The sequence below is a fragment of the Methylacidiphilum kamchatkense Kam1 genome (assembly GCF_007475525.1).
Classification (GTDB): domain Bacteria; phylum Verrucomicrobiota; class Verrucomicrobiia; order Methylacidiphilales; family Methylacidiphilaceae; genus Methylacidiphilum; species Methylacidiphilum kamchatkense.
In genome coordinates this window covers 1,764,885-1,788,053 of the sequence record NZ_CP037899.1, presented here as the reverse complement: position 1 = coordinate 1,788,053, position 23,169 = coordinate 1,764,885, and the positions used below count along the sequence as shown (strand labels likewise).

At 40.1% G+C, this 23,169-nt stretch carries 23 protein-coding genes and 1 pseudogene; 18 read left to right on the top strand and 6 right to left on the bottom strand.

Translation table 11 applies throughout. The annotated features are described in order from the left end of the window. Window positions 1–9: 9 nt before the first annotated feature. Window positions 10–1,116, bottom strand: a complete 1,107-nt coding sequence (gene ald / locus kam1_RS08260; protein ID WP_039721081.1) for an alanine dehydrogenase — start codon at window positions 1,114–1,116, stop codon at window positions 10–12. A 175-nt stretch (window positions 1,117–1,291) separates the two neighbouring features. Here ald and kam1_RS08255 point away from each other — a divergent pair, with 175 nt between their 5' ends. From kam1_RS08255 to recO, 7 genes are all read left to right on the top strand, one after another. Then, window positions 1,292–1,843 (top strand): NADPH-dependent FMN reductase, encoded by a 552-nt coding sequence (locus tag kam1_RS08255; RefSeq protein WP_039720987.1) that lies wholly within the window; start codon window positions 1,292–1,294, stop codon window positions 1,841–1,843. A 653-nt stretch (window positions 1,844–2,496) separates the two neighbouring features. Continuing rightward, on the top strand, window positions 2,497–2,943 hold the full coding sequence (locus tag kam1_RS10795; protein WP_244946036.1) for a PhoH family protein: 447 nt from the start codon (window positions 2,497–2,499) through the stop codon (window positions 2,941–2,943). Continuing rightward, on the top strand, window positions 2,856–3,467 hold the full coding sequence (locus tag kam1_RS10790) for a PhoH family protein (RefSeq protein ID WP_315861687.1): 612 nt from the start codon (window positions 2,856–2,858) through the stop codon (window positions 3,465–3,467). Before kam1_RS10795 ends, kam1_RS10790 begins: the two co-directional genes overlap by 88 nt. Continuing rightward, complete coding sequence (locus kam1_RS10785; RefSeq protein WP_244946035.1) at window positions 3,464–4,132, top strand: hypothetical protein; 669 nt, start codon at window positions 3,464–3,466, stop codon at window positions 4,130–4,132. Before kam1_RS10790 ends, kam1_RS10785 begins: the two co-directional genes overlap by 4 nt. A 14-nt stretch (window positions 4,133–4,146) precedes the next feature. After that, a complete protein-coding gene (locus kam1_RS10780) occupies window positions 4,147–5,082 on the top strand; it encodes an HDIG domain-containing metalloprotein (protein ID WP_244946034.1) in 936 nt (311 codons plus the stop codon). Next, window positions 5,060–5,407, top strand: coding sequence for an rRNA maturation RNase YbeY (gene ybeY / locus kam1_RS08240; protein ID WP_244946033.1), 348 nt, complete (start codon window positions 5,060–5,062; stop codon window positions 5,405–5,407). Before kam1_RS10780 ends, ybeY begins: the two co-directional genes overlap by 23 nt. 3 nt (window positions 5,408–5,410) lie before the next feature. Continuing rightward, window positions 5,411–5,965 (top strand): DNA repair protein RecO, encoded by a 555-nt coding sequence (gene recO, locus kam1_RS08235; protein ID WP_039720993.1) that lies wholly within the window; start codon window positions 5,411–5,413, stop codon window positions 5,963–5,965. Window positions 5,966–6,007: 42 nt separating this feature from the next. On the opposite strand, the gene kam1_RS11085 is transcribed toward recO, so the two are convergent. The 3 genes from kam1_RS11085 to kam1_RS08225 all read right to left on the bottom strand — a co-directional run bounded on the left by kam1_RS11085 (window position 6,008) and on the right by kam1_RS08225 (window position 9,376). Beyond that, a complete protein-coding gene (locus kam1_RS11085) occupies window positions 6,008–6,598 on the bottom strand; it encodes an AMP-binding enzyme (RefSeq protein ID WP_276507615.1) in 591 nt (196 codons plus the stop codon). A gap of 50 nt (window positions 6,599–6,648) precedes the next feature. Then, window positions 6,649–8,169: an AMP-binding protein gene (locus kam1_RS11080; protein WP_276507614.1), complete on the bottom strand. Its 1,521-nt coding sequence runs from the start codon at window positions 8,167–8,169 to the stop codon at window positions 6,649–6,651. Window positions 8,170–8,251: 82 nt separating this feature from the next. Beyond that, complete coding sequence (locus kam1_RS08225; RefSeq protein ID WP_143958375.1) at window positions 8,252–9,376, bottom strand: glycoside hydrolase family 3 N-terminal domain-containing protein; 1,125 nt, start codon at window positions 9,374–9,376, stop codon at window positions 8,252–8,254. Between the two features lie 390 nt (window positions 9,377–9,766). On the opposite strand from kam1_RS08225, the gene kam1_RS08220 reads away from it, so the two are divergent. The 4 genes and pseudogenes from kam1_RS08220 to kam1_RS11305 all read left to right on the top strand — a co-directional run bounded on the left by kam1_RS08220 (window position 9,767) and on the right by kam1_RS11305 (window position 13,455). Then, a complete protein-coding gene (locus kam1_RS08220; RefSeq protein ID WP_039720995.1) occupies window positions 9,767–10,042 on the top strand; it encodes an acylphosphatase in 276 nt (91 codons plus the stop codon). A 257-nt stretch (window positions 10,043–10,299) separates the two neighbouring features. Further along, window positions 10,300–10,773 carry an acetolactate synthase small subunit gene (ilvN, locus tag kam1_RS08215; RefSeq protein ID WP_009059426.1) on the top strand — a complete coding sequence of 158 codons (474 nt, stop codon included), beginning with the start codon at window positions 10,300–10,302 and terminating at the stop codon, window positions 10,771–10,773. Window positions 10,774–10,882: 109 nt separating this feature from the next. Next, window positions 10,883–11,911, top strand: coding sequence for a ketol-acid reductoisomerase (gene ilvC / locus kam1_RS08210; RefSeq protein ID WP_039720996.1), 1,029 nt, complete (start codon window positions 10,883–10,885; stop codon window positions 11,909–11,911). 30 nt (window positions 11,912–11,941) lie between these two features. Continuing rightward, a pseudogene (locus tag kam1_RS11305) lies at window positions 11,942–13,455 on the top strand (2-isopropylmalate synthase). A gap of 70 nt (window positions 13,456–13,525) precedes the next feature. Here kam1_RS11305 and kam1_RS08200 read toward each other — a convergent pair. Then, complete coding sequence (locus kam1_RS08200; RefSeq protein ID WP_039720998.1) at window positions 13,526–13,738, bottom strand: hypothetical protein; 213 nt, start codon at window positions 13,736–13,738, stop codon at window positions 13,526–13,528. A gap of 141 nt (window positions 13,739–13,879) precedes the next feature. Beyond that, a complete protein-coding gene (gene ppc / locus kam1_RS08195; RefSeq protein ID WP_235276926.1) occupies window positions 13,880–16,660 on the bottom strand; it encodes a phosphoenolpyruvate carboxylase in 2,781 nt (926 codons plus the stop codon). Window positions 16,661–16,870: 210 nt separating this feature from the next. On the opposite strand from ppc, the gene kam1_RS08190 reads away from it, so the two are divergent. The 7 genes from kam1_RS08190 (at window position 16,871) to kam1_RS08160 (ending at window position 23,127) form a co-directional block, all read left to right on the top strand. After that, on the top strand, window positions 16,871–17,818 hold the full coding sequence (locus kam1_RS08190) for a tyrosine recombinase XerC (protein WP_039720999.1): 948 nt from the start codon (window positions 16,871–16,873) through the stop codon (window positions 17,816–17,818). A gap of 15 nt (window positions 17,819–17,833) precedes the next feature. Continuing rightward, a complete protein-coding gene (locus kam1_RS08185) occupies window positions 17,834–19,207 on the top strand; it encodes a 3-deoxy-D-manno-octulosonic acid transferase (protein ID WP_052250433.1) in 1,374 nt (457 codons plus the stop codon). Between the two features lie 43 nt (window positions 19,208–19,250). Beyond that, window positions 19,251–20,267: an ABC transporter ATP-binding protein gene (locus kam1_RS08180; protein WP_039721084.1), complete on the top strand. Its 1,017-nt coding sequence runs from the start codon at window positions 19,251–19,253 to the stop codon at window positions 20,265–20,267. Then, entirely contained in the window at window positions 20,251–21,045 is a 795-nt protein-coding gene (locus kam1_RS08175) for an ABC transporter permease (RefSeq protein WP_039721000.1), read from the top strand. The genes kam1_RS08180 and kam1_RS08175 overlap by 17 nt, the downstream gene beginning before the upstream one ends. A 137-nt stretch (window positions 21,046–21,182) precedes the next feature. Then, window positions 21,183–21,719 (top strand): SCO family protein, encoded by a 537-nt coding sequence (locus kam1_RS08170; protein WP_235276933.1) that lies wholly within the window; start codon window positions 21,183–21,185, stop codon window positions 21,717–21,719. An 85-nt stretch (window positions 21,720–21,804) separates the two neighbouring features. After that, window positions 21,805–22,230, top strand: a complete 426-nt coding sequence (locus kam1_RS08165; RefSeq protein ID WP_039721002.1) for a DUF420 domain-containing protein — start codon at window positions 21,805–21,807, stop codon at window positions 22,228–22,230. Window positions 22,231–22,308: 78 nt separating this feature from the next. Next, window positions 22,309–23,127 carry a hypothetical protein gene (locus kam1_RS08160; RefSeq protein WP_039721003.1) on the top strand — a complete coding sequence of 273 codons (819 nt, stop codon included), beginning with the start codon at window positions 22,309–22,311 and terminating at the stop codon, window positions 23,125–23,127. The last annotated feature ends 42 nt before the right edge of the window (window positions 23,128–23,169 follow it).

Genomic DNA, 23,169 nt, shown 5'->3' with positions numbered 1-23,169 from the left:
ACGGCTTAGTTAGAGGAACTTCTCAATGGGACTCCAAGGCATGCCAAAAGCTTCGGCTACGGCCCTACAAGTAAGTTCGCCTCTTATCGTGTTGACGGCGGTTTTAATCGCTGGGTCAACGTTGATAGCCTTCAGTCCATGAGTGGCTAAAAGGTTGATCCAATAGAATGTGGCGTTTGTTAAAGCATAGGTTGCGGTTCTAGGCACAGCGGCTGGAATATTGGCTACAGCATAATGGATGATTCCAGATTTTATAAAAGTTGGATTGTCATGGGTCGTAGGTTTATCGATAGTTTCAATACAGCCTCCTTGATCGATCGAAATATCCATGACGACACTGCCGGGTCGCATTTTTTCAATCATCTGTTTGCTAATCACTTTGGGAGATTTCGCACCAGGATTTAACACCGCACCAATCAATAGATCAAACGAACTGATCCTTTCTTCGATGGTGTAAGGGTTTGCCATAATTGTTTTAATCGTTCCTCCAAAGAGGTCGTCTAATAAACGTAATTTTTTAAGGCTATTATCAAAAACTGTAAGATCAGCGCCAAGACCTAAGGCCATTTTCAAGGCATTTGTACCAACCGTTCCCCCTCCAACAATAGCAACTCGTGCTGGCTCAACCCCTGGTACCCCGCCTAAAAGAATGCCCATGCCTCCATGGTTTCTTTCTAGAATCCGAGCAGCATGTTGTATTGCCACTCTTCCTGCAATTTCACTCATTGGAATGAGAAGTGGTAAAGTGCCATCTGGCAACTTAAGGGTTTCATAAGCGATGGCCGTAACCTCTTTTTCTAGCAAGGCTTCAGTGAGTCGACGATTCGCCGCGAGGTGCAAAAAGGTAAAAAGAATCAAGTTTTTTCTGAAAAAACGATATTCGGTTTCTAGCGGCTCCTTGACTTTAACCACCAGATCACTACCCCATGCCTCCTCTGCCGATACCAGCAAAGCCCCTGCTTTAAAGTATTCTTCATTTGTAAACCCACTCCCACTCCCTGCATCCAACTCCACTAAAATCGTATGACCAGATTCCACCAAGCTTCTTACGCAGGCTGGAATAAGAGAGACTCTATTTTCCCCTTCTTTGATTTCTTTTGGAATTCCAATTCGCATACTTTCAATAATGGATAAATGAATTAATATAGTTGCGTTAATTGTCCCTGCTGTAAAGGCAAACAAAAGATTATTCTTTTCTAATAGATTATTGGAACTTATTAAATGCTAAGAAGTATTAGCCCATGGCCTAAATACATTTTTCAACAACATTGCTGATGCTCTGGAAATGTTTATGATTGGAATAGTAGTTGGTACGAATCGAGTAGGCAGTAAAAGTCGGCTTGTAGCTGCGCAACTGGCACGGATTTATTCAAAACTAGAACAAAAAGTAAGCATCATTGATTTAGGATTGATGCCTAAAGAAGCATGGTCAGGCACGGCTTTTAAAAAAACTCCTCAATCAATCCTTCCAACGATAAGGCAAACAATTGATGCTCAAGGACTTGTCTTCGTTTTTCCTGAATATAACGGCAGTATTCCTGGTCCTTTAAAGCAATACATTGACTTGCTGCCTCGCCAAGAGGCTCTCGAAAAAAAACCCGTTTGTCTGGTTGGGGTGACTCGTGGAAATTTTGGTACCATGAGAGCGTCGCTGCATTTAGAATCTATATTGTTCTATAGAAGAGCATTGATTTTCCCTTTTTCGCTGTATTTGCCTAAGATTGACGAACTTTTTGATAACAAAAGTTTTATTGAAGAGGCAAATGTCCAAAGAAAAATGATGGAGCAATCAAAGAATTTTCTAGAATTCATGCAAAGGAACCATAAGGAGTGTTCTTGTTAGCTTTGTTTCCTTTCATTTCTGCCTAGAAAATTCTAACTCTCTACTCGATAGCAATCCGTATGCTCCATTATTGAAGCTTTTGAGTAGGTCTAGAACTTACCAAAGTAAGTAAGTAGCCTAATAGCTCCTCCTATCTGATTAGAGCAGTCTTACGGCAAGGGCATGCATTGGTGAGTTGAAGCTTGTTCTCTCGATCAAGCTAAAAGAAAAACTTTGGCTTAGAAGAAAAAAGGATTTATTTCTCTGGTGTCGTTGTCCTTGGACGGAGAGAAAGAGTTGACTGAGGGTTTTAGGAAGGCTGTATTTGTAGGAAAGAAAAGAGTTTTTTGGTAAGGATGGAAATTCCAATTTGATATTTGACGGATTTTTAAAAAATGATAATTCTATAAATAGATACTTTAAAAGTGTGAGCATCTTCTATATTCATAAAGATAGGAAAATTTATTTTTTTTCATGATTTGTTGGAGAAACTTGCTTTATAAAAAACTAGTTTCAAATTTGAATTTTTTAAGTTTCTTTCCTCTTTTCTTCTATAAATTCCGCCTTGCTTCGTTTCCCTTTTCTCTTTCTCTGTGGCGACATTCTCTTGTCTATGCGTTTTGGAGCATTGTTTTTTTACAATCCGTTTCATTTTTTCTTAAACCCCTAAAATCATGAATCATTCAGAGATTATTTCATTTGAAAACGGTCGATTTGTTCATGAACTTTTTGCCAATGAAATTAAAAATGTTCGCCTTTTGGAGGAACGTTTTGGGGTCAAGGTAACTACAAGGGATGGCTGGCTACGGATTGATGGGGCACCTGATAATGTACGAAAAACCAGGAAAGTTATAGATCAATTGCAGGATGCCCGAGATCAAGGTTTGGAAATTGGGAAAAAAGATTTTCATAATGCTATGGAATTTGTTGAGAAAGATAACGGTGTTGCGCTCAGTGATTTGCAAAAATCCAAATTAGAAACTTCGACGAAAAAACCTCCGGTAATCCCGAGAACCTTAAATCAAAAAAATACATTGAGGCTATTAAAGAACATGAACTTGTTTTTGGATTGGGACCTGCTGGGACAGGCAAAACCTTCTTGGCAGTGGCGGCGGCATTAGCCGCTTTTAGGGATGAAGAGATCAAAAAAATTATATTAACGCGGCCTGCGGTAGAAGCTGGAGAAGAGCTTGGATTTCTTCCTGGGGAACTCGAAGAAAAAATATTCCCTTATTTGCGTCCCTTATATGATGCTCTGGAAGAGATGCTTGACCCAGACGAACTAAGGAAAATGCTTGAAAAAGGAATCATAGAATTAGCGCCACTGGCCTTTATGCGTGGCAGGACATTAAGTGGCAGTTTTATTATTCTGGATGAAGCTCAAAATACAACGGCCGAACAGATGCTCATGTTTTTAACGCGTTTGGGGCAGAGATCTCGCTGTGTTATTACGGGGGATCCGACACAAGTCGATCTTCCAAAGCATAGGAGTTCTGGCTTGTTTGAGGCAATCAGCGCTTTAAAATCAGTTTCAGGAATCTGTTTTTGTGAGTTCGACGAAAAGGATGTTGTCAGGCATAAGCTTGTCAGGGATATTGTAGAAGCCTATAGGATCCATAGGTCGAACTGTAAGGAAACCAAATGAAACCGTTATTTGAGCAGCTTATTGCCAGGTTTAAAGGAAATCGACAAGAGAGGAAAAGAAAAATTTTTGTAATCCCGAAGTGGGAAAATCGTCTGGAAACAAACGAGCCGATCCGCATTGCTATTTTTCTTTTTTTTATCTTCTTTTGCATTGTCTTAGGCCTTTTTGCTACCGGTCATGTGACCTATTCGCTAGTTTTCCTTTCTTTGATCCTGACAAGTTGTACCGCAATGGTGTTGAATTTAAGTCTTCCAAAGATATTCTATAGCAATTCCAAGCTGCTGCTTGTCTTTGCCGTTATTGCCATTAATTTGTTAATTGCCAAGTCTGTCTATGTCTGGTCCATTCATCAGCCAGGCTTGGAATCGAGGGCCATCTATTTTTATGTTTCCACTGCTGTAGCTCCCCTGTTAGTGACAGCCTTGATAAATGTTCATGCGGGAGTAATTGTCGTAGTGCTTTCCAGTGTCTTTATTTCTCTGCTTGTCAATCCGAGTATTCCTCTTTTAGCTAGTAACCTTTTATCTGGCATTGTTGGGGTCTATTTTATACAGAGGATTTGCCAACGGAGGGATATTTTGAAAGCCGGGATTGCAGTGGGACTGACGAGTCTTGTTTGCGCGGTTGGCTTTGGAATTATTAATGGGGGGATACAGATGTACTGATTCAACAAGCCTTTTTGAGCATCGGGATAGGACTTTTTACTGCGGTATTGGTCAACACGCTTTTGCCTGTCCTGGAAGAGATTTTCCAACTAAATACCGATTTTACCTGGCTGGAATTGTCGGATTTGAATCACCCGTTACTGCGCAGGCTAGCAACTGAGGCACCTGGGACTTATCATCATAGTTTAATGGTTGCCAATATTGCTGAAGCGGCTGCTAATGCAATTGGAGAAAATGGGAGTCTTTGTAGAGTAATGGCTTATTTTCATGATATTGGTAAGGTAGTAAACCCCCAATATTTTGTAGAAAACCAGGGGGCTGATAATCCGCACACCCGACTGACTCCTTCCATGAGTGCCCTGATTATTATTTCTCATATTAAGGATGGAGTGGATCTTGCTTTAGAACATCATTTGAGAAGACCTATTATTGATGCCATCCAACAGCATCATGGGACCTCTTTGGTTTATTATTTCTATAGAAAAGCTTTGCAGAATATAGAGGATTGTAAGATGGGGGTTAAGCTGCTGAACATGGGAGAGGAAGATGTTCCGGAGCTAGATGAATCACGGTTTAGATATCCTGGTCCTAAGCCCCAAACAAAAGAAATAGGGATATTGATGCTAGCCGATTCCATTGAAAGTGCTTCTCGGTGCTTAGAAAAGCCAAGCCTTAAGGACATTGAACAGTTAGTCGAAGATATCGTCTCCCAAAAACTCCAAGATCATCAGCTTGACGAATGCCCCCTAAGTATGAAAGAAATTACTGAAATCAAACATAGCTTTATTTTTTCATTAAAAACGATATTACATACTCGCATTCATTATCCGAAAAGTCCGAAAAACGTTGAAAAATCAACTGATAGTGATTCAGAATCTTCAGAAAGAAGTGCCCTTGCCCTTGCTAAGGCTAAAGAAGGGGTGGAAATTGGCACTGGGTTTAATGCCTAAGGAAATAAATTTTCCACAAAAGCTTTATTTTGTCCTTTTATCTTCAAAAGAAATGGGTGAGGTGCATGCCCGCTTTTTTAATGACCCTACTCCTACCGATGTCATTAGTTTTGATTATGGCGAAATTTTAATTTGTCCATTCATTGCAGAGAAGGAAGCCAATGCTCGGGCTATTCCTGTAGTAAAAGAAGTGTTGCTCTATGGTATTCATGGGATGCTACATCTTTGTGGATTAGATGATCAGACAGAGGTGGATCGACAGAAAATGGAGCGGATGCAAACAAGCATTCTTGAGTCTGTATGGATAAAATTAAATGCAGCTTGATCCATGGAAAAAGAATCAAACCATATTCTATCCACAACAGGTATCGCTTTTAGAAAATATCCATACTCAGAAAGTAGTTCGATCCTCTATTGGATTAGTAGTTTAGGATGCATTAAAACACTGGCTAAAGGCGCTCGAAAGACAGGAAAGTCTTCTTTTGCCCCCATTGATCTTTTTTATGAGTGTGAACTGACTTTCTATGTTCCGAAAAAAAGTGATCTCTATTTATTAAAAGAATATCAGATTATAGATCCAATGCTAGGGTTAAGAAAAGATTGGACGACTTTTCTTTGTTCCACTTATTTTATTGAACTGGTGGTTCAGACCGCCGAGGAACGAACGCCCCTACCAGAATGTTACGCGCTTCTTCAAAAGGCTTTGGCCTTTATTCAAAAAAAACCTATTTCTTTAAAAATCATAGATCGTTACGAAGAGAGGCTTTTAAGTATTCATGGATTAGAAGGTGGGAAAATCGAACAACTGATGGGGCAGGCTCCAGGGGGAGGCAAAAAATTATGGGAAACTAGGAAAAGGCTTGTTGATGCTTTGGGCTTGTAAGCAAAGATATTCTTTCATTATTGTGATATTCGAGAATTATCCTTAACTAGATCGATCCTCCTCTTGATCCATGCTTTCTTTTGGACTAGACTGGTCATCGGCATAGATTGCTTTATTGGCAGCAATCAGCCGGCATCGAAGATAATCTATTTTTCCAAGAGGTGTTTTTGGAAGGGATTCCAAGAAAATAACTTGTTTTGGGATCCAAAGCCTGGAAAAACCCTGGGCAAGAAGATATTTTCTAATTTGCCAATTATGAACCTGCTTGTTAATCAGTAAGGCCAGTGTTTCACCTTTTTTGAGGTCAGGAATCCCTACGATTGCCATTTCAATCTCTTCTCCATGGGTTTGCGACAAACTTTTTCTTAAAGCTTCTTCAATGGTACCATGAGGGACCATTTCTCCACCAATCTTAGAAAATCGACTGGCTCGGTCTTCAATAAAAATAAACCCTTCGTTATCCAATGTCCCTATATCAGCACTTAAATACCAGCCTTCTTGAAAGGAAGCTGCCGTACGCAATGGATCATCCAAATAACCATTAAAAATATTAGCGCCTTTAAAGCTTAATATCCCCCTGGCTGAAAGCGGTAATTCCTTTCGGGTTTCTTGGTCAAATATCCGAATAGACATTCCCGCCGAAAGCTGACCGACGCTTCCGGGTTTGTTCCTTTCGGTGTTAGCTATTGAACCAGGGGCTGGAAAGGATCAACCACATTGGAACTAATCACAGGAGCGGCTTCTGTCGTCCCATATCCTTCACAAACAGGAATTCCAAATTTCGACTCAAAATCAGCTGCAAGCTGACGTTGAAGTTTTTCTGATCCCACAATCACAATTTTAAGACTCCGAAGTTTTTCGGGAGGAACTTTTTTAAGGTACTGCCGTAAGAAGGTAGGCGTAGTAATAAGAAGATCAATTTGGTGCTGTTCGATGAGGTTTGCTAATTTTTCTATTTCCAGGGGATTGACGTAAGTAACTGTCTGAGGACCACCTAATATCGGCCACCAGAGACAGGTCGTTGAACCAAAGCTATGAAAAATAGGAAGGGCACCAAGTAATTTTTTAATCGGAATAGTCGAAAGAATGGTTTTAATCTGGGAAATATTAGCCAAGATATTTTTATGGGATAAGGGGACTCCTTTGGGCTCTCCAAAAGAGCCGCTTGTAAAAAGTAAAATTGCTTCTCTATTTCCCCCCAGTTTGGGAATACCCCAAAGAGTCGTAAGAGCTTTTGTGGACAAATGATCAGCCAAGAAAATATGAAAGAAAAGCGAAAGCTTTGAAAAGGATTGAAGAAGGCTTTCTATTTCGATGGTCCTTTTCGGCCAAGGGAAGTCCTGAAGTTTCTCTTTGATCATTTTGGCTGTGAACACCGTTTTAACCTTGGACCTTTCGATCGAAACGAGGTTCATTGCAGATCCAACGGTTAAATTGAAATTTACAGGAATTTTTCCAGAAAAAACGATCCCTAAATTGACGATGACGGCACCTGCTCCGATCGGCAAAAGGACCCCTACTCGTTGTTCATGGACATTTTTGGAAATCCAACTGGCAACTTTTAAAGCTATTCCCAAAAGGACCTTTCCTGTAAGCGTTTTTTGGCTATAACCATCGATGAAGATAGGGAGGTTTTTTCTCTCTTTAAGATAATAAACAGCTTGCCAACCAATGCTTTCTTCTAGTTCTGAATGCATGGACAAAGCTTGAGCGGAAAGATCATAGAAACTTTTTCTTAGCCAATCCCATCCGGTATCATTAGGAGACTTAGGAGCGCCAACAAGGATGCGACGCGCAATTGGTTTTGAATCCGAATGAGTTAAAAAATGATTCCAGAAAGAATCGATCCAGACTGGAATACGCATGGATTGCGTTGCTTCGATAATATCCAAAACAAACTGTGGAAAGACGGAAACAGTTCCTTGTGGCTCCTCTGTCAATCGAAGGATTATAGCGATCAGTTCCCGCGATTCGATTTTATCTCTTAGCCATTGAACAGCCTCTTCTTTATTGATTTTTCCTAAGCATAGATACCCTCTTTCGAGCAGCTGTTTGCAATCTTTTATCTCTGTTTCTCCCACCGCGATGACAAGCTTTCGAGGAGCGTTTTTTTCAAGATACTCAATGTCTTCTAAAGTTGCAGCGTAGATTAGAAGCAGAGCCCCTTGAGACGATGGAATCCATTCCCTACCAATCCAGTCCATTACATTGTTCCTCAAAAGCTAAAGATCTTTAGGAGAAATAACCATATTTTACCTCTAGAGAAAATTCAAATGGAAAATGGGTTCAATAAATTTCAACAGGAGAGCGTTTCCCATCCTCTGGTGCTCTAAGTTTTGCTCTTTCTTTTCCAAGGACTTTTTCCCTAAGCGAATAGATCTCTGAGTCTATGCTTTGAAACTCACTCAGAGAGAAGGGAAGGGGAGGAGCCAGCCGCTTTCGGAAATTTTCGATTCTCTGCCAGGCAGCTTCCTTTATGGTTTCAGGCAATGAGCTCAAAATAGAGGCGGCTTCTCTAATTAATGGAAAACGATGGCAAAGTAAGAGCAGATCTATTCCAGCTTTGAGGGATAGTTCGAGGGTGTCCTTTAAGGAGTAATGATGAATGATGGCTCCCATGTCGATGTCGTCGGATAAGAGGAGTTTGGTATAATTCCATTCTTTTCTTAAAACATCATGAATGGTTCGAAACGAAAGAGAAGCGGGCAGTCCCTCTGGATCCAGATTCAAGTTGCGAATGTGAGCAATCATGAAACTATCACACAAATATTGAAGGTTTTTAAAAGGAACCCATTCATAAGCCTCGAGTTCTTTTTTGGTTTTAAAAACTTGAGGCAGTTCAAGGTGCGGATCGCATTGCGCGAAACTATAGCCAGGGAAATGTTTGCCACAGCACAGTATTCCCTGGGAGTGGATGCCTTCTATAAAGGCTTTGGCAAAAGAACAAACACTTTGTGGATTCGCAGCAAACGTTCTGCCTTTTAATGAATTGTGTTCCTGTTCAGCAGTTTCGAAATCCAACACAGGGGCAAGGTTATAATTCAGGCCGAAAAGCCTTAATAATTTTCCTGTCAGTTCTCCATGTGTCCTAAGAAGGGCTATATCCCCCTTTTCCCCAAGATCTTTCGCACTAGGGGGTTCACTACCGAATACTTTCAACCGAGAGACCCTACCCCCTTCTTGATCAATGGTTAAAATAGGCTCATGGTTGAGTAGGGATCTCAAAGTGTCGACTAGATTTCTGAAAGCAACCGGATTTTCAAGGTTCCGAGAAAAAAAAATGAATCCTGCGGGCTGAACGTCTCGAATCGTCTCTATCTGCTCTTGGGTAAGTTTTGTACCAGGTAAACCTACAATAAGGAATCTTCCTCCATCACTCAGTGCATGCGTCGAAGAAAAATATCTGCTCATAGATAATCCTATTCCTTATTCTTTTTACCGATAAGCATCAAAGAAAAAAAAGCTATTTTTCTCTCATTGACCCAAGCGAACTAGTAGGGTGTTTTAAGATACCTTGATCCGCCCCCGCCAATCGAATCCCTGCTTAAAGAGAGTCTTCTCAAGCGACATCAATGATTGGAGGCTGGAATTTCCTTGACAGCTTCTTCTCTGAGTTTAATGTGAAAAATTAAGGATAGAAGCTCTAACTCTAAGCCCCTACGCTTCATCCCTGCAACCGGCCATTGAGAAATGCTATGATGGGTTATTACTTTTTTTATTTTAATCAATTTCCTATTGCTTTTTCTTAGGAAAAAGAGATGGTAATTTTTTTAATGAACTGAGAATCTTTCTTGGATTGCTGTGAATAAACAGCTAAAAGCTTATTTTTCTGGTTTTGTTCAAGGTGTTGGTTTTAGAGCGACGGCTAAAAGAATTGCCCAACGTTATCCCCTTGGAGGGCTAGTCCGCAACTTAAAAGATGGAAGAGTAGAATTGATTGTGGAAGGAGAAGAACAAGCAATCAAGGAGTTCATTCGAGAATTAACGCATTCCTATCTGCAATCATACATTTCTCATATGGATTTTCTTTGGGGAGAGCCTGAAGGTAAATATAATCATTTTTATATTGCTCATTGATATGCTATCTATACAGGACAGGAAGAGTGGCACGAGGAAAGACTACCTTTTACAGAAAAGATGGTTTTAGCCTCATGTTAGGAAAGGGAAGCTGGTAAGGCTTACCGTAGTCTAGCGGTTAGTTTTTCTTTAATGCCTAAGTAGCTGAAACAAAAAAATATTTTTTACAAAAGAAAAAGAACTACATTCGAATCTATGCAAAAGATTCGATAAATTATTTTTTATAGAGAGAAAAATATTTGTAATATATCAAGTATATGAGGCATACGTTATCTATTTTAGTGGCGAACCGGTTTGGTGTTTTGACCAGGATTGCTGAGCTTTTCAGCGGCAGAGGCTATAATATTGATACCCTGAATGTAGGTCCAACCCATGATGAGTCTGTTTCTCGGATGACGATAGTGGTCAAAGGAGATGATCAAGTATTAGACCAGGTGACAAAACAATTGAACAAACTCATTGATGTTTTAGCGGTTCAGGATTTTAGGGATGGAGAATATATTGATAGGGAGTTAGTGTTGGTAAAGGTAGCGACGAGCAATAAAAGTCGAGCGGAGTTAATGCAGATCTGCGATATTTTCCGGGCAAAAATAGTCGATGTCGAACCCAAAAATATGACTATAGAAGTGACTGGGGATGAGAGTAAAATTTCGAAATTTATTTTTCTTATGCAGGACTTCGGGATATTGGATTTAAGCAGAACTGGAAAGATCGCACTACCAAGAATCTAAAAAACCTTAAAAGAAGGAATATTGAAAGACTAAACATAGAAAGGCTAATCATCGACTTTTTGAGGTAGAAAAGTAGGAATATTTCATTGTCGATGGTGGAAAGGAAAAAATGACAAAGACTGTATTATTGGATAAAGATGCGGATTTATCGATTTTAAAAACCAAGACCATTGGAGTCATTGGGTTTGGTTCCCAAGGACATGCCCATGCTTTGAATTTAAGGGATAGCGGAATGAACGTAATCATTGGGCTGCATCCTCAGAGTAAATCAATAGACATTGCTAAAAAACATGGATTGGAAGTTTTAACGAATAGCGAGGTAGTGAAAAGAGCCGATATTATTTTTTTAGCCACTCCTGATCTAGTGATTCCAGAGATTTATGCCGATCAGATACTTCCCAATCTTACTCCTGGTAAAATTCTTGGTTTTGCCCATGGTTTTGTGATCCACTACAAGCTTGTAGTGCCTCCTCCTGAAGTAGACGTCATTCTTGTGGCACCAAAAGGTCCAGGGCATCTGGTTAGAAGAGAATACATCCAAGGCAGAGGAGTTCCTGCCTTAATTGCGGCCTACCAGAATCGAAGTGGCAAGGCAAGAGATGTGGCTTTGGCCTGGGCTAAGGGCATAGGTTCGACTCGAGTGGGGGTTATTGAAACAACTTTTAAAGAAGAAACCGAAACGGACCTTTTTGGAGAGCAGGCGGTGTTATGTGGAGGATTAACCTCCCTCATTACTGCTGGTTTTGAAACATTGGTCAACAGTGGGTATGCACCAGAAATGGCCTATTTCGAATGCGTACACGAAATGAAATTGATCGTGGATTTGATTTATGAATCAGGAATTTCTGGCATGAGATTTTCTATATCAGAAACGGCCAAGTGGGGAGATGTTTCGGTTGGCCCCAAAGTCATTGATGAGCATGTCAAAGAAAACATGAGAAAGGTTTTGGAGAACATTCAAAACGGTACCTTTGCCAAGGAATGGATTGAAGAGGTTAAATCGGGAAAACAGCGGTATAGAAAATTGCTAGCCCAGGGAGCTGAGCACCAGATTGAGAAAGTAGGAGCAGAGATTCGTGCACTCTTTCCTTGGCTGAAGCAGAAAAATCTTCAAGGCGTGCAGGCTGCTTACGATTAAACAACAACAACCAGTGAAGAGGGCCTTCCTATGGCTGAAAATCGGCTTATTATTTTTGATACCACTTTGAGGGATGGAGAACAATGTCCTGGAGCCAGTATGACTGCCAGGCAGAAGCTAGAAGTGGCTAAACAGTTAGCCAGGCTTGGGGTCGATGTGATTGAAGCAGGATTTCCGGTTATCAGCCAAGGAGATTATCAATCAGTCCGAGAAATAGCTACGCAAGTGAAAGGACCAAAGATTTGTGGGCTTTCCCGCTGCTTACCTAAGGACATTGAAGTGGCAGCATCCGCCTTGGAACCAGCTGGGAGTGCGGCAAGGATTCATGTATTTCTTGCTACCTCTCAAATTCATCGTCGCTATAAGCTTGCTAAGGATGAAGAGGAAATTATCCAGATTGCGGTCAATGGAGTACGTTTGGCGAAAAGTTTTGTAGAAGATGTGGAATTTTCAGCTGAAGATGCTTCGAGGACCGAGCCCGAATTTTTAGCTAGAATCCTGCAGCAGGTCATAGAAGCGGGGGCAACCACCGTCAATATTCCAGATACAGTTGGGTATGCTGTTCCAGAAGAATTTGCTTCTTTGATCCGCTATCTTTTTGAAAATGTCCCCAATATTCATAAAGCCGTTGTTAGCGTGCATTGTCATAATGATTTAGGCCTGGCTGTTTCTAACTCTTTGGCAGCAATAAAAGCTGGAGCTAGACAAGTCGAGGGAACCATAAATGGAATTGGAGAAAGAGCTGGAAATGCTTCTCTTGAAGAAATTATTATGGCTATACACACCCGTCCCGATTTTTTGGGAAAATCGAGATTGGCATTCAACTGAAAGAAATTCTTAGGACTTCTAGGCTTGTTGCAAGAATGTCGGGTTTGGCTGTCCAGAGAAATAAAGCGATTGTCGGAGAAAATGCCTTTGCCCATGCTGCCGGTATCCATCAAGATGGCATCTTAAAGAAAAGGGAAACTTACGAGATTATTGATCCAAAAATAATTGGATGGGACCAAAGCGAACTGCCTTTAACAAAACATAGTGGAAGAGCTGCGCTGGAAAACAGACTGCGCATGTTAGGCTTCGAATTAGAAAAAGATGAAATAGATAACATTTTCTCCCAGTTTAAAGACATAGGAGATAAGAAAAAGTTTGTTTATGATGATGATTTGATTGCTCTTGTCGAGGGACAAATCTCTCGGATCAAAGAGACCTATCAGCTGGAATATGTAGCAGTAGCTGTTTGTAGTGGAGGGATTCCAATGGCCACGATAAAATTACGGCGTGGCCAAGAACTGCTCGTGGATGCGAGTACCGGTGATGGAGCGGTAGATGCAGCAATGAAAGCTGTAGATAGGATTACGGGTCTGCATGGGCATTTAGTTGAATATGAAGTCAGATCAGTGACAGAGGGAAAAGATGCTATTGGAGAAGTGACCGTTAAAGTGAATTTTGACTCAAAACATTTAGTAACAGGGAAAGCAGCTTCCACTGACGTCCTCGAGGCTAGTGTCAAAGCCTATCTTAATGCGGTCAATAAAGCCTTGTTGTAGGACTGATCAATTTAGGCAAACCGAATAAACAGCCTTTTTTTCTAGATCAAAGGAGTAATTTTTTTGTTCTTTAAAAAGGAGTGGGAGGAATATCGAAAATTTCGCTTTCTGGCCTTAAATACGGAATAAAATGATCAAAATTCAAAAAGATTACGAAAAGTACATAGCCAATGATGATAGCCAGAACAATCGATAAAGAGATGTAATCCCATTCCCGCTTTAAATGGGAAGTGCTCCGATCAAAAGAATTTTTATGATCAAAGCTTTTATAATTATTATCCATCTAGGAGTATTATTGCATAAAATAGGCAATTAGCAAAGAAAAAATCTTTTTTTTTAGTTTGGAAGATAGCACTTTATTTAAGCTTCGAAAGCTCCAGCCTTCTTATGGAAAAAGATCTCTAGGAAGAGCTGGAAGGGAAGACTATCCAGTGTTTCTTAGCCCTGCGCTGATTCCATTGATAGTTAATTCGATGACTGACCGGATCTTGTCAATCTCATTTGGATCGGTGATTGAGCCGCTGCGGTTTCTTCGGATCATCTCTACTTGAATAAAATTGAGTGGATCTACATAAGGATTTCTTAATCGGATAGATCTTTGAAGAATGGGCTCATGATCTAGAATGGAAGTTTGATTGGTTATTTTCAGGATAGTTTCGACCGTTTGCTTGTATTCTGATTCTATTATTGCAAATATTTTGTCGCTGAGGTTTCTGTTGGTGGCTAACGAACAATACAGTTTAGCAATGTCAATATCTGTTTTAGCGAGGGAAAGTTGGGCATTATCTATGACAGTTTGAAAAAAAGGCCATTTTTCGTACATCTGTCGTAGGATGGATAAAGATTCAGGACTAGATTCAATTGCTATTTTTAAACTTGATCCTATGCCATACCAGCCAGGAATAACGAACCGAGTTTGCATCCAAGAGAACACCCATGGGATGGCTCTAAGATCTTCGAAACTTTTAGACTGAAAACGGAAAATAGGCCGGGAAGCAATTTTTAAAGACCCGATTTCGTTGATTGGGGTGACCTCTTGCCAAAAACGCAAAAAATCGACTTCATTTTGAACCAATTGAGTATAGGCAACATAACTATTTTCGGCGATCGACTCTATAATAGTTTTCCAAGATTTTGGAATCACGCTTCTTTTTCTACTCTTATAAATAGCAAGGAGTACCCCATAGGCGGTTTGTTCGAGGATTCGAAAAGCGATATCGAAATCATGATAACGGGTGGACAGCACTTCTCCTTGCTCTGTAATCCTAATTTTTCCGTCTAAAAGCCCTTTGGGTTGGGCTAAAATAGCTTTTGCTGCTGGACCTCCTCCGCGGGCAATGGTCCCCCCTCTCCCATGAAAAAGGATAAGATCGACTCCGTGCGATTGACAAACTTCATGGAGCCTTTCTTGTATGTGATAAAGCCACCAATTAGAAGTCATATATCCGCAATCTTTGTTACTATCCGAATAGCCCAGCATGACTATCTGTTTGTTGTTTCGTTTTTGCAGATACTTTCTATAAAGTGGGTGAGAGAGAAGATCCTCTAGAATCTTTGGAGCTGACTTTAAGTCCGAAAGAGTTTCAAAAAGTGGAGCAATATCAATGAAACAATCGCATATTTCACAAAGATAAAGGACTTCGAGGATATCAGATAAGCCAGAAGTCATGCTGATCAAATAACATCCGCATGCTTCTTTTCCTAAGATCCGTATTGATCTAGAAAAAACGAGGATAGGCCCTAGGATTTCCTTGAGCTTTTCGCTTCCATGGCTGTAAAGAGATGGAAGAGAAGGGAAAGGCTTCTGGAACAAGCTATTTAGAACTTCGACCTTTTCTTCTTCTTTGAGAGTCGCGTAGGATTTGACACCATTGCCATTGAGTTGGAGTAGCTCTTCAATAGCTTCTTGATGCATAGAGGAATGTTGCCGGATATCTAAAGAGAAAATATGGAGGCCAAAGACTTCGATTCTCTGTTTTAGTTTTTGAAATTCTCCCTCAAGAAAAATTCGAGTATTTGGTGCCTTAAAATTCTCTTCAATTGCTTCTAGAACGGCGTTTATGGTATTCAGTGTGAAGCAACGAGGCAGCGGTTCGGTGAAGAAATCGAGCAGATCTTTTTCAGTGATAGTATCGATAGCCATTTCGACTTCTTTTTTTAGAGCTAATAACAATAGGCGGTATGGCTCGTTGGGGTAACTCTCGTATTCTTCTTTAAGAGAGGGAAAAACTTTGAGTTTTTCCTCTAAAAGCCCAAGGACATTTTTGGAGGGGGCAATATGTTGACTAGAAACAGAGAAGACTTCGGAAAGTTGAAGAAGGCTTTGAGCAATTTTTTTTAGGGCTAGATTGCGCTGCAAAATAAGTGTAGCGGCGGTTGTGGCTGTTGTCACTTGAAAGTTCCCGTCCCTATCTCCTCCAATCCATGAGCCAAAGGAGATCCATCTGGGTTTTAAGGAAACTCCAGGGTAATAAATATGAAGGACTCTTTTGAATTCATTATGGAGCTCAGGGATGACATCCCATAGGGTATGTTCAAAATACCAGAGTCCTGTTCGGACTTCATCTAAGACCTGAGGATTTTTTGATCTCGACCGTTCCGTTAGCCACAGTGAAGCGATTAATCGTTCTATTTCGGTCTGAATGGTTTGAGGCAGTCTGACAGTACCAAATGCTTGTTTTAACAGGAAGGATATTTCGCAAAGCTTATTTAATACCGTTTGCCTTTTGATTTCTGTTGGATGGGCAGTGAAAACAAGAACGATCTCCATTTTTTCTAAAATTTCTTGGATTTGCTTTTTGGTAACTTTCGCTTTTTTTAACTCAAACAAAGCCGATTCGATCGATTCTTTAGGAATAGCCTTTTTGGGATAGAGCAGTTGGTTTGCCCGTCTTTTCTTTAAAATCCGAACTCGATAATTTTCTTCAGCAATATTGACCAATTCGAAGTAACAAGTAAAAGCCATAGCCATTCGATAGGCGATGTCAGTATCTAACCCTTGGACTATACGTAGGAGAGCTTTAGTGGCTTCTTCTTTGCCTTGTCGGCTTTCTTTGGCCAATTTCCTTATAGTTTCTTCTATGGCGAGTATTTTTTTACCTTCTAAATTCGTAATGACCCGTCCTAAGGTATCGCCTAAAAAATGGATGGTTTTCGATAAAATGGAAAAATCGTGTTCAGCGGAAATATGAGGTAAATGTTTCACCAATTTTTTTTTAGTTTGAAAGTTTAACAGTTGCTTGGTTTTTTGATTCATCTAAATGAAAAACCTTTGAAAGAAATTTCAACATTTTTTCTATATCCTATGGCCTAAGAAGGGTGTCTGTAACACATCAAATGGCTGCTGAAAGTAAAAGTTCTTTTTTCTCTTTTCTTTTTCTTAATAAACAAGAATGATAGAAAGAGGACTGTTTCGATGGCATTAGAAAAAGAAAAAGGCCTTTTATCACCAGAAGTAGCAGAGTCTCTGAAGAAATTTATCCATTATCTTTCTGAGAAAAATTTTTCTTCTTATACCCTACGGAACTACGGGCAGGCATTAAGAGAATTTTTTTCCTGGGGAAAATGGCAATCTTGTAGAGAGGTAGGGAAGGAAGAATGCAGAAGCTATCTGTATTTTCTTTCTAAAAAACCTGATTTAAAGCAGAGTTCCATCCGATTGAGATTTGCTGCCCTTCGTTCGTTTTTTAAATTTTATTATCAACATCAAGAACAAGGAAAAGAAAGTCCTCTTTCTAATCTTTCCTTACCCAAACTCTTTCGGCCCCTTCCTAGATATCTTAGTTTGGAGCAGATTCGCGCCTTACTCGATGCGCCTTGCCAGAAATGGGAAAAGGAGAAGGAAAAAGGAACAAAATCCAAATGGAAAGAATGGCAATGGAAAAGAGACCAGGCGTGGTTAGAAACCCTTTATGGTGGGGGTATTCGAGTTGGAGAGCTGTGCGCATTAAAGAGAAAAAATTTTTTTCCTGCTGAACTGGCTCTTCTTGTTAAAGGGAAAAGGAAAAAAGAAAGATTTTGCATCATTGGAGAGGTTGCTACCGCTGCTATCTGCGATTACCTTAACGTTTGTCCTTATGACTCCGAGTTTCTTTTCGTTTCTTCAAGAGGGAAGCCATTGACTCCGCGTTTTTTCCAACTTGCTTTGAAAGAATACCTTATGATTGCTGGATTGGATCAGTCGATAAGCCCTCATAAGTTAAGACATACCTTTGCCACGCATCTATTGGAAGGAGGAGCGGATTTGAGGAGTATCCAAGAGTTACTAGGTCATTCTCATTTATCGACAACTCAAATTTATACCTCAGTAAGTGCGGAGCATTTAAGAGCCTCTTATCAGCGCGCGCATCCCAGAGCGCAGTAAACACATCTAGATAATATGAAGTCTTTTTTTCTCCGTTGGCTTTATTCCTTCTTGTTTGGACTTTTTACCATCCTTTGCCTTCCCTATTATTTTATAAAACTGAAACGAAGGGGCAATCCTTTCGATGGAATTGACCAAAGATTAGGATTGTATCCAAAGCGAGAGCTGAACGATGGGCAAGGGGTAGATTTGTGGATCCATGGAGTGAGTGTGGGAGAAGTGATGATCGGAAAAGTCATATTAAAAGAGCTTTGGAAAATAGATCCTAATATCAAAGTTGCCTTTTCTACAACCACTGCTACCGGTTTTCGACTTGCTGGATCGGAACCCAAAGAAAAATGTTTTGTCTTTTATTTTCCTCTCGATTTTCCATGGGCTGTCCGTCGCACTTTTTCTTATCTTCACCCAAAGCTAGTGGTGCTTATCGAGACTGAAATATGGCCGAATTTCTTGGCAGAAGCCTCTGAAAGGAAGATTCCTGTTTTGCTGTGCAATGCTCGACTATCAGAAAGAACGGAAAGGTGGTATAAAATTTTTTCTTGGTTTATGAAGCCTTATCTGAACAAGTTGAGTTTGATATTAGTAACGGATGATTCTGAAATCGAACGATTTGTAAAGGTAGGGTTTCCACCCGAAAGAATTTTTCGATTAGGGAGTATGAAGTTTGACGTCGCTAATTATAGAAGCCAAACGGAACTTTCTTTAGGGTGGTGGACAAAAGTTGGTTGGGATTCAAAAAACCTTGTTGTTTTGGGAGGCAGTACGCATCGGGGAGAAGAGGATATTCTTTTGAGGGAGTTTATCAAGCTTAGAAAACATTGGCCGAATTTGCGTTTAGTCCTGGCTCCTCGACATGCCGAAAGAGCTAAAGAGATCAAAAAGCTCTGTGATCAATTTGGACTTAATTCGAAATTGCGCTCCAGCTTGGAAAAGGAGAAGAATCCAGAAGGCGATTTTGATATCCTTATTGTCGATTCTACTGGAGAGTTGCGTTCTCTCTATGAAAAAGCTGATCTAGTTTTTGTAGGGAAAAGTTTGACAGCCAAAGGTGGGCAGAACTTTATAGAGGCTGCCAAAGCAGGAAAAGCGATTATAGTCGGACCAAATATGCAAAACTTTAAATTATTATTGAATCTTTTTGTGGATCAAAAAGCTATTGTGGTAGTGCAAAACAAGGAGGAGTTTTCGCATCAACTAAAGAGTCTGATTGCAGAGGAAAAGGCAAGAAAGTTGTTAGGAGAAAGGGCAAAAGCCTTGTTTTTAGAGAATTTAGGAGTGGGAGAAAAAACGGCAAAGATTCTTCATGGCTATTTGAGTTTTCAAAAGCAAAATCGGCAAGACTTTGGAGAATATCGTGAATTGAACATCCAAAAAAGTCATGTTAATTAGGAAGTAGTTAGTAGCATTTTTTTTCGAGTTGGAAATTTTTAAAATGAGTACAGATTTTCCTATTCAAACTGAATCTGTAAGAACAGAAAAGATTATACGGCGAACCAAAGTAGAAGTAAAAAATCTAACTTTTTCATATGGAGAGCGTTTAGCTTTAAATAATGTCAGTTTCGAGGTGGCAGAGGGGATGATTGCAGGGATTCTGGGTCCTAATGGCAGTGGGAAAACAACCCTTTTTAGAATTCTTTCCACTTTATTACCTTTGTCCTCTGGAACCGTCAATATTTCTGGGTTTTCTTATCCTGAAGAAAGTGCTTCGGCTCGTGCCATCATGGGTATTGTCTTTCAGTCACCCAGCCTAGATAAAAAATTAACTGTCGAAGAGAATTTGTTGCATCAAGGCCACTTGTATAATTTACATGGCAAAGAGTTGCGGAATCGGATCGACGAATTATTAAAGCTCTTTCATCTTTCTGAAAGAAAAAAAGATCTTGTGGAGACTTTATCGGGAGGGCTCCAAAGAAGGGTTGAAGTGGCAAAAGGGATATTGCATCGGCCGGAAGTCTTAATTCTGGATGAGCCAAGTACGGGAATCGATCCGGCCGCACGCAGAGATATTTGGAACTATCTTTTTACTCTGAGAAAAGAATTAAATCTGACCATCTTAGTTACGACTCATCTGATGGATGAAGCAGAAAGATGCGATAAGGTGTTAATCTTAGACCAAGGAAAAGTCATTGCCTGGGATAGTCCAGATCGGCTTAGGTCTTTACTCCCAGGACTCGTTCTTACGATTCGGTCATCTTCTACAGATATATTAGAAAAGGATATCCTTAGCCTTGGGAGGGCACCTGTAAAACTCAACGGGGCGCTTGTTGTTGAATCGAAAAAGGATGAAAGTCCACAAGCCCTTCTTCAATTTGCAGCAGATTTGTTGGAAAGGCATCAGAGTTATATTACGGCTATGACGATTGCTAAAACCTCTTTAGAAGATGTCTTTCTCCATTTGACGGGTCGTCAATTTATTGTTGGAGATAAAGAAGATGAAACAACCCATTAGAAGAATGGAAAATCTCCCTTTAGCTATTTATACGCTATGGATGCGAGAGGTTGTCCGATTCCTGCGCCAAAAAAATAGAATCATAGGAGCCCTTGGTACTCCTTTGGTATTTTGGCTTTTAATCGGATCTGGGGTAGGAAAATCTTTCCATTCATCCAATGAACCGAACTATCTGCTATACTTTTTCCCAGGGATGCTTCTTCTCATCCTTCTTTTTACAGCTATTTTCTCGACTATTTCCATCATCGAGGACAGAAAGGAAGGTTTCCTACAAGGGGTGCTGTGTGCCCCAATATCGCGTAGTTCGATTGTCTTTTCGAAGCTCTTAGGCGGCACTTCCTTAGGCTTGTTGCAAGCATTACTTGTTTATTTTTTGTCTCTGCCTCTAGGTATCCCATTTAGTCTAGAGCGATTGCTTGGAGTGGTGGTTACTTTATTCTTGCTAGGAATGGCCATGACTGCGGTGGGCTATATTCTTGCATGGCCACTTGATTCTGTTCAAGGCTATCATGCTTTGATGAATCTCTTCCTGATGCCTTTATGGCTCTTATCAGGAGCCTTGTTTCCTGCTGAAGGAGCCTATGGGTGGATTAAAACGCTGATTTTTCTTAATCCATTGTATTACGGATTAGAGATGTTACGGTTTTGGTTGTCTCCACATTCTACTCTTGCTCTCCACACGTTAGCTATGTATTTTGTTATAACATTTATATTTTTTGTGCTTGTCACTGCAATAAGTATTTGGGTGACCGATAAAATAAAAGTGAAAAATCCATGAGCCTGCAACGCCAAGAAAACTCTCAAAGTCTTATTAAGACCCTCGTTGTTCTATTTATATCTCTTGTTGCTATTTCCTTTTTCCTGAACCTAACATCCAGCTACTTTCAGGTAAAATACTGGAAAGCGAGGTCCAACATGCCTAAAATTAGGCAAATTCCCCCTTTTTCTTTTGTTCGATCCGATGGGGTTACGATAACTGCCAACGACTTAAAGGGGAAAATTTGGGTAGCTGATCTCATTTATACACACTGTCCTGGTCCTTGTTCGACCGAAACACTTAGGATGTCTCAGTTGCAAAGTATTCTTGGAAAAATTGAAGGAGTAAGGCTAGTGTCCATTTCTATTGATCCAGAAGAAGATTCTGGAGCTGTTTTGAGAAAATACGCTGAGGGATATCATGCGGACCCTTCTTTTTGGTTCTTTGTAACGGGGAAACCTCAAGAAGTTCAGGATTTTGTGGTCAAGGGGCTAGCATTGGGGATGGGGGAGAATCCTAAAGATAAAGTGCAAGCGGAAGGAAAATTCTTTCACTCGACTCAATTTGTATTAATAGACCAGGATGGATTTATTAGGAAATATTATGATGGACTCAATCAAAAAACGCCAAGGGATATTTCCATAGATATTCTTCTTTTATTACAAGAATCTTCAAAGACGAACAAAGGAACATAAGAAAAGAGAAAACTGCAAAGCGAGCTGGATTTTAAAGTCATTTGCCTTGCTTTTTCTCTTCTAGAAGAAAAGACTCTTCAATTCGATGCAAGTAAAAGATTTGCCTGCTATTAATGCTTCCTTAAATGCCCTGACTTTCTGTTTTCTTTTGTTTGGCTATATTGCCATTAAACGTGGCAGACAGGACCTGCATAAGTGGACGATGCTCATTGCTGTGAGCCTCTCTATTGCTTTTCTTACTTGTTATCTTCTTTACCATTATTATCATGGAGCCACTCCATTTCCTAGGCACGATTGGTCCAGGCCTGTCTATTTTACGATATTGACAACGCACACCATCCTTGCCATAGTCAACCTCCCAGCTATTTTTTTTGCTGTTTACTACGCCCTCACAGGCCAATTCCAGAAACATACCAGGATTACCAAATTGCTGTGGCCTAGCTGGGCTTATGTGTCCATTACTGGGGTTTTAGTCTATTTTATGCTCTACCATTGGTTCACAAAAACTTAGTAATTGTCATTGCCTGTGAAAACATTTCTTGACAATGCTCTAGGATCGCTCATCCATTATTTCTAAAGGATCATTAAAGTGAATGCGTATTTTTTGAAAAAAGGTGTTTTAATCGCTATTTTTCTATTGGCTCTTAGCACTAGCCATGGACTTTGCCAGGAAACTGAATTTACGAAAGCTGAAATTGAGCGAGAAGTTCAAAAATATATATCAGAAAAATCTACCAATGGCATATTCCAATTTCGCGATCCTGTGTCTTATCAAGAACTCTCTCTTGTCTATGAAAAAGTTCGTATGGTCCGGTCCTTGGCTGGATATGGATACTTTGCAACGGTTCAATTTCATGATAGTTTGGATGCTTCTAAGCCTTATGAACTCGATTTTTGGTGGAAACCTAAAGGCACCCAGCTACTCTTAATGGATATAAGGGTATATAAATTTCCAAAGAGGGAAGGAGATAAATGGGTTTTACAAACGCGTAATCCTATTCCTTGGTGGTGGTTACCCTCTACAGAACATCCTGGGGAGTATGAACAAAAGCGTGCTTGGGAAGTTAAAGCAGCCATTCATGAGTATATAGCCCAAAAGTTGAAGGAAGGAGGAGGAGTCTTTTATTTGAAAGATCCTAAGACAGGAAAAGATATTCCTTTGGAATTTGTTGAAATTCATAATCCAGTGAGAAGAATCCCTGGAAAAGAATATTTTGCCTGTACAGATTTTCGCGAAAAAGGCGATCCAGAAAAATTTTATGACATAGACTTTTGGTTCGATGAAAAAAGTGGCAAACTGATTGTTAAAGATGTAAAGATCCATAAAGAGCCTGTCAAAGAAGGGGACCGCTGGATTCAGGTCGAACGATATTCTTTTGAAAAGGATAAGCCTGTAACGGTCCCATAAGTTCTTGCTTTTTTGTTAATAGAAATTCTTTTTCTAAAAGCT